Below are 13,470 nucleotides of genomic sequence, written 5' to 3' on the forward strand. Positions count from 1 at the left end.
CCCACACGGGTGGCGCTCCGCCCCGGTGGCCCGCCCCTGGCGGGGGCCGGTGCCGGGGGGGTAACCGGGCCGCTTCCGCAACTCATTCGGCCGTGCCGGGCGATGCGCCGGCTGCCGTACGCTGGCTCCCATGGCGCAGGCCATTCAGATGCACCTCAACCAGGCACTGATGCGGATTCCGCGGCGGGCGGAAAGCGCCGATCGTTCGACACTGGCCGCGACCTACGTCGCCGCCGGATCGTTTTCCGCGATGATCAATTCCGCCGACCACCAGATCCTTTTCGGCCGCCGCGGCACCGGCAAGACGCACGCGCTGCTCCACCTGCAGGAGCTGCTCGAGCGTACCGGCGACCTCGCGATCTACCTCGACCTGCGGACGATCGGGTCCACGGGCGGCCTGTACGCCAATCCCGCGGTGAGCCCGGCCCAGCGCGGCACGCAATTGCTGGTGGACACTCTCGAATCCGTCCACGACCGGCTGTTCGCCCACGCCGTCGACGGCCATTCCCCGAATCAGGACGCCCTGCTGCGCGGTCTCGACGCCCTGGTGTCCGCCGCCACCGAAGTGGAAGTCATCGGCGAAACCGAACAGGAACAGACTTTCGGCGACGCCGTGGAACGGGAATGCTCGGCGGAATTGTCGATCGCGCCGAACGTCAAGGCCGGCGCGCGGCACCGGACGTCGGCGACGGCGTCGAGCCGCCGGAAGCGCACCGGCGTCGAGCAGCACCGCGTGCTGTTCGGCCCGCTGAGCCGGGCCGTCCAGGCGGTGGCCGACGGCGTCCGGCCCGCCCGGCTGTGGCTGCTGCTCGACGAGTGGAGCAGCGTGCCACTGGACCTGCAGCCGTTCCTGGCGGACCTGCTGCGCCGCAGCGTCCTGCCCGTCCGGGGCGCCACGGTGAAGATCGCCGCGATCGAGCACCGCGCCCGGTTCTTCGTCCCGCTCGCCGACGACTACCTCGGCATCGAGGTCGGCTCGGACGCGGCGTCCGCCGTCAGCCTGGACGACGCCCTGGTCTTCGACCAGTCGCCGGAGGACGCCCAGGCGTTCTTCCGGGAGCTGTTCGCCAGCCACGTCCGGCCGATCCTCGCCTCGATGCTGCGGACGGCGGTGCCCGGCGCGTCCGTCGACGCCGCCTTCCACACCGGCGCGTTCCCCGAGCTGGTCCGGGCCGCCGAGGGCGTCCCGCGCGACGCGATCAACATCGCGGCGCTGGCCGCCCAGCACGCCCGCGGCGAGAAGATCACCACGGCGCACGTGCGCCGGGCGGCGCGGGACTGGTACCTGCGGGACAAGCAGGCCGCCATCAGCCGGGACGAGGACGCCGAGCGGGTCCTCGGCGCCCTGGTCGACGAGGTGGTCGGCCGGCGCCGGTGCCGGACGTTCCTGCTGCCCGCCCGCGACCGCACGGCGGCGATCGACACGCTGTGCGACGCGCGGCTGCTCCACATCCTCCGCCGCGGTGTCGTCGACCCGCGCCGGCCGGGCCGCCTCTACGACGGGTACGCGATCGACTACGGCTGCTACGTTTCCCTGCTCGCCGGGGACACGGCCAAGAACATCCCCGCCGACGTCTTCACGTTCGACAAGGCCGTGGTGGACCTGCCGCGGCTGTGCCGGTCTTCATGAAGATCCTTCAGTTTTTTCGGACATTTTCGCTCGTCTGAGCGAAAATTTGTGAGCCAGGCCACGTCGCGGGCAAAAGGGTGACAAAAATGCCCTTCTTCCCATGGTTTTCCCCCGGCCTGCGGATCTAGCCTGTGCGCCATGGAAACAGCCGTCGCATCGGCCGAGGCCGGTGCGCTGGAGCAACTGACCGTCACGGTCGGCGACCACCGCCACCGCGCGCTCGCGACCGGACCGGCCGACGGCGAGCTCGTCCTGCTGCTGCACGGCTGGCCCGAGTTCGCCGACTCCTGGACCGAACAGCTGCACGCCCTCGGTGAAGCCGGCTACCGCGCGCTGGCGGTCGACCAGCGCGGTTACGCGGCGGGCGCGCGCCCGGACGGCGTCGAGCACTACACGCTCGACCACCTGGTCGGCGACGCCCTGGCGTTCGCGAACAGCCAGGGCGCGGACCGCTTCCACCTGGTCGCCCGCGACTGGGGCGGCATGGTGGCGTGGGCGCTGGCGGCAGCCCACCCGGACCGGCTCCGGTCACTCACCGTGCTCTCGACACCCCACCCGGCTGCTCTCCAGCAAGCGGTGGCCACCGACGACGGCCAGTTCCACGACCTCGGCTACATCCGCTTCTTCCGCCGCGAAGCGGGCAAAGCCGAGAAATACCTCTTACGTGACGAAGCCGCGCAATTACGGGCTGTTTACAGCCGGCGCGTTCCGGCCGCGATCGTGGAAGGCGCGGTGGCCCGCCTCGCGGAGCCGGGTGCCTTGACGGCCACGTTGAACTGGTACCGCGGCGCGACGAACGACGAGTTCGACATCCCGGCGGGCCGCATCAGGGTCCCGACGCTGTACCTGTGGGGCCGCGAGGACCCGTACCTCGGCCAGAGCGCGGCGGAGCAGACGGTCCACCACATCGACGCGGAGTACCGCTTCCAGATCGTCGAGGGCGCGAGCCAGTGGATGGCGATGGAGGCGCCGGACGAGGTGAGCGCGCTGCTGCTGGACCACGTCCGGCGGCACTAGCCCGCCGGCGGCCGCAGCGCGTCCAGCAGCAGGTCGGCGTAGTGGTCGCCGATCTGCCGGGCCGTCAGCGACCCGCTCCGCCGGTACCACGATCCCAGGTGGTGCACCGACCCGAAGAAGAAGTCCACCACGACGTCGGCGGGCTTGTCGGTCCGGAACTCCCCCGACCGCTGGCCCTCTTCGACCAGCCCGCGGAAGCGCTCGTGGTACTTGCGCCGCTCCGCCCGCACCGCCTTCTGCTTGTCCGGGGACAACTGGTGCATCGACTGCAGGAAAATCGTGTTGTCGTCGAGGTTGTCGATGCTGGACACCACCACGTCGGACGCCGCCGCCGCGAGGCGTTCGCGCAGCGGCGCGGCCGAGGACGCCACGCTCTCCAGCTGACGGGTCTGCTCGCGCAGGACGCGCGCGTAGATCTCGTACAGCAGGTCGTCCTTGGAGCCGAAGTAATGGTACATCGCGCCCTTGGTGACGCCCGCCGCCTCGACGATCTCCTGGACCGACGTGCGGTCGAAGCCCTTCTTGGCGAACAGCTTCGTGGCGTGCTCCAACAGCCGCCGGGGCACGGCGGCCTGGTCGTCGCCGGTGGCCTCGCCCGGCTTGCGGGTGCTTGCTCGGGTCACCGCAGTACCCCCTCTCAGGACGCACCAGGATAACGCCACGCCAGGAACCGCCGCGGGTTGTCCACGAGCATCGTGGTGATGTCCGTTTCGGACACCCCGCGGTCCCGCAGCGCGGGCAGGACGTCCCGGGTGATGTGCAGGTAGTGCCAGTTCGGCGCGATCGCCGGCAGCTGTGCGGCGGGCAGCCAGTCGATGTAGCAGGACGCGTCGTGCGAGAGCACCATGCTGCCCGCGTAGCCGCGTTCGCACAGCGCCGCGACCGTGTTCACCCGCTCCTCGAACGGCAGCAGCAGGTCGAGGCCGAACCGGTCCATCCCGAGCAGGGAGCCCGCGTCGGCGAGCTCGGTGAGGTACCCCAGGTCCGTCGAGTCGCCCGAGTGGCCGATGAGCACCCGGCTCAGGTCGACGCCCTCGGCCGCGAAGATCTCCTGCTGCGCCAGCCCGCGCCGGGTGCCCGCGTGCGTGTGGGTCATGATCGGCGCGCCCGTCTCGACGTGCGCCTGCGCCACCGCGCGCAGCACGCGCTCGACGCCGGGGGTCACGCCGGGCTCGTCGGTCGCGCACTTGAGCAGCCCGGCCTTGACGCCGGTGCCGCGGATGCCGTCCCGGATGTCGCCGACGAACATCCCGACCATCGGGTCCTCGCCCTGCAGCAGTGTGCCGGGGCCGCGGAAGTGCAGGTAGTGCGGCACATCGTTGTACGTGTACAACCCGGTCGCGACGACGATGTTGACGTCGACCTCGGCCGCCACCCGCTGCACGCGCGGGATGTAGCGGCCCAGGCCGATCACCGTCGGGTCGACGATCGTGTCGATCCCGGCGGCCTTCAGCTCCCGCAGGCGCCGGATGGCCTCGGGGACGTGCTCGTCCTCGCGGAACCCTTCGTGCTCGGGGTAGTTGTCGGCGAATTCGGGGCTCAGCACGAAGAGGTGCTCGTGCATCAGCACCCGGCCGAGCGCTTCCGGCGCGATCGCGCCACGAACCGTTTCGATCATCAGCCGCGCGCCCTCAGCTCACGGCGCAGGATCTTGCCGCTGGTGGTCTTCGGCAGCTCGTCGAGGACCTCGATGGTGCGCGGGTACTTGTAGGCGGCGAGCCGTTCCTTGCACCAGGCGACCAGTTCCGCGGGGTCGGCGGTCGCCCCGGGCGCCGGGCTCACGTACGCCTTGACGGTCTCGCCGCGGTATTCGTCGGCGATTCCGACGACGGCGGCTTCGCGCACGGAAGGGTGGGTGTAGAGCACGTCTTCGACCTCGCGCGGCCAGACCTTGAAGCCGGAGGCGTTGATCATGTCCTTCTTGCGGTCGACGACGTAGACCCAGCCGCGTTCGTCCATGAACCCGATGTCGCCGGTGAGCAGCCGCCCGCCGGGCAGGGCTTCGGCGGTGGCGTCCGGGCGGTTCCAGTAACCCGAGACGACCATCGGTCCCTCGACGGCGATCTCGCCGGCCTGGCCGGGCGGCAGCTCTTCGCCGTTCTCGCCGAGGATCCGCACGATCGTGTCGGGCACCGGCAGGCCGATCGAGATGGTGCCGGACTCCGGGTCGATCGGCGCCTCCAGGGTGCCCGGGACGACGACGCAGCCCGCGGTGGTCTCGGTGAGGCCGTAGCCGTTGTGGATGTAGTGCCCGGTCCTGGCCCGGAAGGCCTCGACGACGGCGGGCGGCAGCGCGGCGCCGCCGGAGTACAGCAGCGCGAACGAGTCGAAGTGCTCCCGGCTGAACGACGGGTGCGCCATCAGCGCCATGTAGGCCGTGGACGGCCCGACCGTGTACGACGGCCGGTGCTCGAGGAACGCGTCGAGCACGACACCCGGCTCGAACCGGTAGGCGAGGGCCAGCGTGCCCTCGATGTCGATCGCCGAGCCGAGCTCGCAGACCATGCCGGTGATGTGGAACAGCGGCGCGAGCCCGAAGAGCGTCGAGCCGGCGGGCAGGCCGCTGAAGGAGCCGAGGCCCGCCGCGTTGATCCCGATGTTGCCGTGGGTGTTGGTCGCGCCCTTCGGCGTGCCGCTGGTGCCGGAGGTGTAGCTGATCAGGGCGACGTCGTCGAGGGCGAAGGCGGGCTCGGCCGGCTTCGGGCCCGGGGTGGCGGCGGCTTCGAGGAGCTCGGTCGCGCCCGGTGTCTCCTCCTTCTCCACCTTGGCCAGGACGCGCTCGTCGTCGCGGGTCTGGAACTCCAGCTCGCTGGTGGTGAGCGCGATGCCGACACCGTTCGCGGCCGCCGTCTTCGCGACGAAGGCGTTCCAGCCACGCTGCGAGCAGACGATCGCCTTCACGCCGGCGTCGGTGAGCACGTGCGTGAGCTCGCGTTCGCGGTACATCGGGTTGACCGGCACCACGATCCCGCCGGCCTTCCAGGCACCCAGCAGCGCGATGACGAACTGAGGGATGTTCTGCAGCACCAGGGCGAGCCGATCGCCGCGGGCGAAGCCGTGGGCCGCCAGGTACCGCGCGACGCCGTCGGAGAGCTCGTCGACCTCGCGGTAGCTCAGCCGCGCGTCGAAGTACGCGATCGCGGCGCGGTCCGGGACGTGGTCCACGGCCCGGCGGAACGCCTCGGGCAGCGTCGTCGCCTTGGCCGGCTCCGCGGCTCGCACGCGTTCGTCGTAGCTCGCGAGCCAGGGCTTCGCGTCGTACCAGCTCATCCAGTGACCTCCCTTGGACACCGACCGGTCGGTATGCCGACGCTAGGAGGCCGCGGCGGCCCACGTCAAGCCCGGCTCCGCCGCCCGAAATTGCGCACGGCAATTCCGGCGCGTCGAAAACCGCGCCAAAACAATGCAGCCAGATGCCGCCGTCACAGGGGTACACGTACCCCGGTTCGAAATGGTTCATATCTTCTTTTTCGGCCGGATCACACTGGACAAACCCCTGGTCGAGAGGCCACCATGGTCGTCGGCGACCAGATTGGTCCGTCCCATCAAAGAGCTCCGCCGTATCCCCCGAACACGGCGGAGCACCCATATGTTCACGCTAACTCACGCACGAAATCGGAGTCATTCATGCCTGCTTCCGGTGGACGACACCGCCTCACCCGGCGGACGAAGATCGCGACCGGCGCCCTCGCCCTCGCGATCGCGGGCGGAGCACTGACGGTCGCCATGACCGTCGGCGACCCCAACGCCGCGAACGCCGCCTCGAGCAGTCAGGCGGCAGCCGGCCAGATCACCTGTCCCGACGTGGCGAGCCAGCTCCCGGCGATCCCCGCGCAGGCCCAGGCCGAGGTGCAGCGCAACCTCGAGCTGCTGAACACCCAGATCGCCGAAGCCAACAACCGCCTGCAGACGACCGTCGGCCAGGGCGGCCCGAACTTCGTCCAGAACGCCATCCTCGGCCCCCTGGAAGACAAGCGCGTGGCGACGGTCAACCGGATCGCCACCGCCATCGGCCGCAACGCGGCCAAGCCGCAGGGCCTCGACAGCCTGGCCACGTGCTCGCTGGGCGGGCAGTCCGGCACGGGTGCCGCCGCTCCGGCACCGGTTCAGGGCACGGGCAACGGCGGGCAGAACGGCAACACCGGGAACACCGGCCAGAACGGGAACACGGGCAACACCGGCAACGCCGGCGTCGGCCAGATCTCCTGCCCGGACGTCGAGAGCCGGCTCCCGGCCATCCCCGCCCAGGCCCAGGCCGAGGTGCAGCGCAACCTGGAGCTGCTGAACACCCAGATCGCCGAAGCCAACAACCGCCTGCAGACGACCGTCGGCCAGGGCGGCCCGAACTTCGTCCAGAACGCCATCCTCGGCCCGCTCGAGGACAAGCGCGTGGCGACGATCAACCGGATCGCCACCGCCATCGGCCGCAACGCGGCCAAGCCGCAGGGCCTCGACGCGCTCGCGCCCTGTAGCCGATGACCACCCGGGCCCGGCGGGGGGTGCGCCCCGCCGGGTCCGCGGTCACCGGGCCAGCAGCGCGCTGATCCGCAGGAAGCCCTTCGCGGTCATCGTCACCCGCACCTCCGTGGTGACGACCGGATCGAACGCGAACGACGTCGGGTCGTTCGAACCGGTCCCCCACGTGATCCGCAGGTTCCGCACCGGCTCGAAGCCCCGGGCCGTGCGGCAGGCGACTTCGACGGCGACCGGCAGCGCCAGCTTCGCGTCGACGACGAAGTTCGCCGTGACGGCGCCGATCCGCTGGGCCGACGGCCAGGCCAGGGACACCCAGTCCCGCGCCCGCGGCCTGCTCACCGCGGCCAGTGTCGAGGTCGCCGGTTTGACGTAGTAGTTGGACCAGCCGGTGGCCGGGTTCCCGTCGAGCATCGCCGCCGGCAGCGTGTCCGGGGCGCCCGAGTAGCTCGCGTCCGCGGTCGAGACGACCGGGTTCACCGGCGCCTCGACCGCCCGGGCTCCCGGGCCGTTGCGCTGCCCGAGGGGCGTGCCGGGCAAGGTGAGCTTGCCCGGCGCCAGCCCCGGGGCGCTCGCCGTCACGGTGATCGGCCCGCGGCCGCCGGTCGCCGCGATGACGGCGACGGCCAGTCCCTTGAACGCGGGGATCGTCGGCTGCTGGTAGCTCTGGGCGAGCTCCTGCCGCCCGTTGTCGACGCCGGCGACCCGGCCGGGCCCGGCGACGGTGAACCGCAGCACCGGCTCGCCACCCGGGACGACGACGCCGCGGGCGTCCACCACCGACGCCGTCACGAACGTCATCGCGCCGGCGACCACCGGCTTGCCGACGGTGTTCACGCTCAGTTCGACGGCTCGCGGCGGGCCGGCCGTGACGAGTTCGTCGCGCGCCACTTCGCGGCCACCGGCCCGGCCGATCGCGGTGAGCGTGCCGGGTTCGAAGGGCACGGTCCAGGTCAGGTGCAGCTTGCCGGTGCCGCCGTTCGGGCTGGTGTAGCTGCCGGAGGGGTCGTTCTTGTCGTCGCCGGCCGGCTCGCTCGTCTCCAGGTAGGGACGCCCGTCCACGGTGGTCTTGCGGTCGAACTTCTTCGTTCCCAGCGACTTCCCGTTCAGCACCAGCTCCACGGTGTCCACAGTGGAATACACCCACACCGCGACGGGCGCACCGGGCCGGTGGTCCGTCCAGTCCATCGGCGTCAGGTGCACCATCGGCGCGGTGGTCCACTGGCTGCGGAAGAGGTGGAAGGCGTCCTTGGGCAGGCCGGCGCTGTCGACCGCGCCGAAGAAGGACGTCTTGACGGGGAAGACGTCGTACGGCGTGGGCTCGCCGAGGTAGTCCTGGCCGGCCCAGAGGAACTGGCCCAGGCAGAACTTGCGGTCGCGGTCCTTCTTCAGGGAGTACTCGCCGCTGAAGGTCCACGAAGCGAGGTTGTTGTCGTAGGACGACGTCGCCCGCTTGCCCGGCGTGTGGTTCTCGCCGGTGTTGAGGAGGTCGGGGTCCTGGTAGACGCCGCGCGTCGAAGTCTCCGACGACGACTCGGACTCGAAGAAGAACTTGTCCGGGTACTGCTTGTGCAGCCCGTCGAGGGACTGGGCGGTGTTGTAGTTGACGCCGAGGCCGTCGAGCTGCTTCATGATGAGGTCCTGCGGCGAGCCCGGCGCCGGCACGCTGCGGTAGCGGTCCGAGCCCATGACGACCGGCCGGGTGCTGTCGATCCCGCGGACCGTGGCGATCAGCTCCGCGGCGATCGCCGGGCCGCCCGCCATCGACGCGTCCGGCACCTCGTTGCCGATCGACCACAGCACGACCGCGGGCGAGTTCTTGGCCGCGTGCACCATTTCCGCGATGTCCCGCCGGCTCCACTCGTCGAAGTCGCGGTGGTAGTCGTACTCGAGCTTGCCGGTCCGCCAGCAGTCGAACGCTTCGACCATCATGACGATCCCGAGCCGTTCGCAGACCGTCACCAGCTGCGGGTCCGGCGGGTTGTGCGCGGTCCGCAGCGCGTTGACGCCCATCGCGAGCATCAACCGCATCTGGTGCTCCAGCGCGGCCGGGTCGACGACGGCGCCGAGCGCGCCCTGGCTGGAGTGCAGGTTGACCCCGCGCAGCTTCATCGGCACGCCGTTGAGCGAGAACCCGTTGTCGGGGTGGAATTCGGTGTAGCGGAAGCCGAAGTCCGCGGTGGTCGTGTCGAGCACGCGCCCGGCGACGACGACGTCGGTGCGCAGCCGGTACAGCCGCGGTGAGCCGGTCGACCAGAGCTGGGGCTTCTCGACCCGCAGGCCGGTCACCGCCGTCGCCTGTTGCCCGCCGGGCAGCTGCAGGGGCGTCGAGCCGTTCGCGACCACGCGGCCCGCCGGGTCGGTGACGGTCGCGCGCACCTCGGCCGTCACCGGCGTGGCCGAGTCGTTGACGACGTCGGTGGTCACCCGGACCGTACCCCGGCCGGCGGCGATGTCCGGCGTCGTGACGAACGTGCCGTGCCGGGCGACGTGCACCGGCTCGGTGACGACCAGCCGGACACGGCGGTAGATCCCGCTGCCGGAGTACCAGCGGCTGCTGGGCAGCGGGTTCGTCGCGCGCACGGCGAGGACGTTCGGCGTGCGCCCGTCGGTGTGCAGCCGTCCGGTGAGGTCGAAGGCGAACCCGGTGTAGGCGTACGGGTGGTTGCCGAGCAAGGCGCCGTTGAGGTACACGTGGGCGTCCGAATAGACGCCGTCGAACTCGACCGAGACGCGCTTGCCGGCCAGCGACGGCGGCAGCGTGAACGTCTTGCGGTACCAGCCGAGCCCGCCGCGGAAGAAGCCGGAGCCGCTTTGGGTGCCCTTGTCCGTCGGCGGCAGCTCGATGCTCCAGTCGTGCGGGACGTCGACGACCTGCCACTTCGAGTCGTCGAAGCCGGGCTTCGGGGCATCGGCGAAGCGGCCACCGGGATCGGTGACGCCGTCGGGGTTGGCGAGGGCGAACCGCCAGCCGGCGCCGAGGTCGGTCTCCCGCGCCTGCCCGGGCTGCGTGAGCGTGCCGGCGGCCCGGGCGACCGGCGCGACGGCCGACACGGCGACGGCGGCACCGACCCCGCCCAGCACGGCCCGTCTGAGGAGACCGCTCGGTTCTTCTTCCGGCATCGGGCAGCCCCTTCCAGCGCGGCGACGTGCGGGCGGAAAGGACTATGGCACAGAGGTTTCCGGACAATCAAAGGGTTCGATAATTTCGAACTCGGTGTTCGTTTGATGGTTGTCCCCGCCGCCCACCGATGAGTTTCCGCGGCTCCGGTAGTCAGTACCCACGTCCGACGTTCCGGTGAAGGTGGGTCCCATGGCCAAGCTGCTCTACGCGTTCAGCTGCTCGATCGACGGCTTCATCGCCGGCCCGGGCGGCGACATGTCCTGGTTGACGCCGTTCCTCGGGCCACCCCCGGTGGATTTGACCCCCCGCATCGGAGCACTGCTGGTGGGCCGCCGAACCTACGACGGCGACGACCCCCACCGAGGCGGCCCGGGCGAGGGCAAGGCCTTCGGCGGCGGCTGGGAGGGCCCGCAGGTCGTCCTCACGCACCGCGCGGCGTCACCGGTCCCCGGAGTGACATTCGCCGGCGACCTGGCTTCGGCGGTGTCGGCGGCGAAGGCGGCTGCCGGGGAGAAGTACGTCAACGTGCTGGGTGCCGACGTGGCTCGGCAGTGTGTCGAGGCCGGGGTGCTGGACGAGGTGCTGGCTTTGCCGGTACCGGTTCTGCTCGGCGACGGGGTCCGGGTTTTCTCGCGGGTCGGGCCGCCTGTCCGGCTCTCTTCCGTGGGGCCTTGCTGGTATCGGGTCGAGTCTTAGCGGTCGGTTCAGATTGAGTTTGCGGAGGCAGATCAGGGAGCAGGCGTTCGTGCGGCTGCTGCCAGACACCGGCCTCGTGCCATTCGGTCAGCCGCCGCCGGCACGTAGCCGGCGTCGCCGGCAGGCGCGCTTGCGGCCCGGGTAGCGGAACCGCCGGACCTCCTCACGCATATCAATTCTGAACTGACCCCTTGACCCGGCGGCTTTACCTTTTGTTCCCACCGCATCGAGTGATGACCCTGTGTTCGATGGCCGGTAGTTTGGAGGTATGACCAGTAACGCGCCCCCCTCGCCCGCCGCGGTGGCCTTCGCCGATCGCCTCGGCGAGTTGGTCGCGCGCATGCGGTCTGCTGAGCCCGAACTCGGTGCGGTGCTGGTGGAAATCGAGCAGTCACCGTCGCCGATCCGAGCATCCCGGCTGCGGACCGCCGCGTCACCAGCGCTCCGGCCTTGGGACGCTAGATGTGACCGCCGGCGTGCGCGCTCTGCGTCCTGTCGAAGACGAAGTACTTGATCCCGTACCGGTCCGCACGTACCTCCGAGCTCGCCACCGCGGATCGCAGGCGGGTCTCGGCGCCGTTGGTGAACCCCACGCCGCGGGCGTCGGCATCGGACAATTTGACCTGGTAATAGCTACCGCGCTGCTTCACTCCGCTCTCACCGCGATCGCGTAGCGCCAAACCGTGCGCCACCGCCCGTTCGAATGCGTCCAGCTGCTGATCGGTGCAGTCCCTGCCGAGTTTTGCCCGGTTCACCCGTCCGTAGCACTTACTGGCGAACCTGGTGTACACCACGCCCCGATAGGTCAGGGCAGGTTCCTCGCCGGTGCGCCCGTCCTCGTCGGAATCGCGGCGGGACACCTGTTCCGGCGTTGTCGCCGACGGGCCGCCCTTCTCCTCCTCGGCCTGCGGGGCCCGCGCGGCACGGCGTGCCCAGCGTTCCCGCGTCGCCTGCTGGTGGCGATTCTCAACCGGCTTGGCGGCCGGCTTGGCTCGTTCGCCCCTGCGAGCCGCGTCCGCCTCCCGGGCGACGTTCACCGCGGCGAACAGCACCGTCAGCGCCTCGGCCAGGCCGCCGGCGCGGACCATGCCGACGCGGCAGGCTCCCTCGTACTTGAGAGAAATGCCGGGCTGCTGAGCGAGAGCCGCGTGCAAGGTGACGAGGGCCTCCCATTCCGCCTGTGCCAGCGCCCGCTGCACGTGGCGCAGCGACGAAACGGGCGTGTCGGCCCTGCTCGGCATGCCACGGCCCTGGCCGAGTTCGGCGTCCAGCTTCCGCAGGGCCGCGGCCAGCCGGTCCGCGAGCGTCTTGAACTTGCGGTTCGGCGTTTCCTCCGCGTCCTGCCTCAGCCATTGCAGCAGGAAGTCGCGGGTCTCCACATGCACGTCACCGTCGGCAGCCGGAACAAGAGACGACACCGCCGCGTCGAAATACACGTCACCATCCTCGTCGACGGTGCCGAGTTCGATTTCCATTGACCGCTCGATCTCGGCGCGCCTCTCCTTGGCCGCGGCCGCGCCGATCTCGGCGGCGTCCGACCGTTCCAGCGCCGTCAGGTACGACTCGAGGAACGACAGATGGTTGAACCCGGCCGAGTAGCCCAACGCCACCATTGCGCCGATGAAGTCGACACTTCCGGCCACACCGAATTTCTGGCCGAGAGCCAACAGGATGCCGACGTTGTCCGAGGCGGCCTTGTCCGGCACGTGTACCCGCGCGACCGCTCGCCAGAACGCCGGCCAGAACGCCTGGGCACCCAAGCTTCCCGCCAGCTCCACGATTTCGAAGAGCGTGAGCCGGCGAGCTCCACGCAACTCCACCACCCAGAACGTGAGCATGTTTTCGGGACTCCACGCGCCATACCGCTCGGCGACCACCCCGTTGATCCAGTCCCGATGAACCCTGCTCACCGCACGCAGCCCCACGAAGTCACGCCAGGTGGCACGCGACAGCGTTTCCCACGACAGCTCGGGGGGCAGCGCCGTCAGAAACGACTGCCGCTGCACCACCACCGAATTCGTCCGGCCCTCCCCCAGCACCCCGGCGACGGCGCGATTTCCCGCCGCACGCTGCTGCGCCAGAATCGCTGCCGGAATCGCCCCCACACCAGCTCCGCGCCGGGCCCGGCCCACCTCGGCGTCGCCGATGCGAACGTGACGGGCCACATCACGCCATGCATGACTCATCCACCCGGTATACCCGGCAGGCCCTGGTTTTTGAAAGCCACCAACCGAGGGACCCACGCATTTCCGAATCGTCCGGCGAACCAAAGGGTGAATTCGGTTGTGCGGTCAAATCGGGATGGCCATGGCCGGCCCGGCGCCGGGGTCATGGGCGTGCGCCGAACGTCGCGCGGTAGTCCCGTGGCCGGTGCCCGGCCAGGCGGGTGAAGACGGCGCTGAATGTCAAGCCCCGGGTTTCGTGGAGAGTGGATTAGCTGGTTTCCTGGGTTGCGGTGACCGGATGGGTCATCGCGTGTAGCGCCTCGTACTCGGCGGGCGGGACGTGTCCGAGCTCGCCGTGCAGGCGC

At 70.4% G+C, this 13,470-nt stretch carries 9 protein-coding genes; 4 read left to right on the top strand and 5 right to left on the bottom strand.

Translation table 11 applies throughout. The annotated features are described in order from the left end of the window. Positions 1-130: 130 nt before the first annotated feature. Together I4Q55_RS37025 and I4Q55_RS37030 are read left to right on the top strand one after the other, a co-directional pair. A complete protein-coding gene (locus I4Q55_RS37025) occupies positions 131-1,630 on the top strand; it encodes a hypothetical protein (protein ID WP_206794802.1) in 1,500 nt (499 codons plus the stop codon). Positions 1,631-1,768: 138 nt separating this feature from the next. Continuing rightward, complete coding sequence (locus tag I4Q55_RS37030; protein ID WP_206794804.1) at positions 1,769-2,647, top strand: alpha/beta fold hydrolase; 879 nt, start codon at positions 1,769-1,771, stop codon at positions 2,645-2,647. Here I4Q55_RS37030 and I4Q55_RS37035 read toward each other — a convergent pair. From I4Q55_RS37035 to I4Q55_RS37045, 3 genes are read right to left on the bottom strand one after another with little or no spacing between them, the layout of a single operon-like run. Next, positions 2,644-3,270 (bottom strand): TetR/AcrR family transcriptional regulator, encoded by a 627-nt coding sequence (locus I4Q55_RS37035; protein ID WP_206794806.1) that lies wholly within the window; start codon positions 3,268-3,270, stop codon positions 2,644-2,646. The two genes, I4Q55_RS37030 and I4Q55_RS37035, sit on opposite strands and share 4 nt — an antisense overlap. Positions 3,271-3,284: 14 nt before the next feature. Further along, positions 3,285-4,265, bottom strand: coding sequence for a phosphotriesterase (locus I4Q55_RS37040; RefSeq protein WP_206794808.1), 981 nt, complete (start codon positions 4,263-4,265; stop codon positions 3,285-3,287). Beyond that, positions 4,265-5,917: an AMP-binding protein gene (locus tag I4Q55_RS37045; RefSeq protein ID WP_206794810.1), complete on the bottom strand. Its 1,653-nt coding sequence runs from the start codon at positions 5,915-5,917 to the stop codon at positions 4,265-4,267. Before I4Q55_RS37045 ends, I4Q55_RS37040 begins: the two co-directional genes overlap by 1 nt. Positions 5,918-6,274: 357 nt before the next feature. Here I4Q55_RS37045 and I4Q55_RS37050 point away from each other — a divergent pair, with 357 nt between their 5' ends. Beyond that, positions 6,275-7,126, top strand: coding sequence for a hypothetical protein (locus tag I4Q55_RS37050; protein ID WP_206794813.1), 852 nt, complete (start codon positions 6,275-6,277; stop codon positions 7,124-7,126). Between the two features lie 42 nt (positions 7,127-7,168). Here the strand turns inward: I4Q55_RS37050 and I4Q55_RS37055 are convergent, their stop codons facing one another. Then, positions 7,169-10,243 carry a glycoside hydrolase family 2 TIM barrel-domain containing protein gene (locus I4Q55_RS37055; RefSeq protein ID WP_206794815.1) on the bottom strand — a complete coding sequence of 1,025 codons (3,075 nt, stop codon included), beginning with the start codon at positions 10,241-10,243 and terminating at the stop codon, positions 7,169-7,171. Between the two features lie 190 nt (positions 10,244-10,433). Between I4Q55_RS37055 and I4Q55_RS37060 the strand changes: the two genes are divergently transcribed. Next, positions 10,434-10,940 carry a dihydrofolate reductase family protein gene (locus I4Q55_RS37060; RefSeq protein WP_206794816.1) on the top strand — a complete coding sequence of 169 codons (507 nt, stop codon included), beginning with the start codon at positions 10,434-10,436 and terminating at the stop codon, positions 10,938-10,940. Positions 10,941-11,398: 458 nt separating this feature from the next. On the opposite strand, the gene I4Q55_RS37065 is transcribed toward I4Q55_RS37060, so the two are convergent. Further along, entirely contained in the window at positions 11,399-13,126 is a 1,728-nt protein-coding gene (locus I4Q55_RS37065; RefSeq protein WP_206794817.1) for a hypothetical protein, read from the bottom strand. Positions 13,127-13,470: the final 344 nt, after the last annotated feature.

The organism is Amycolatopsis sp. MtRt-6, from assembly GCF_017308975.1.
In the GTDB taxonomy this organism is placed as follows: Bacteria; Actinomycetota; Actinomycetes; order Mycobacteriales; family Pseudonocardiaceae; genus Amycolatopsis.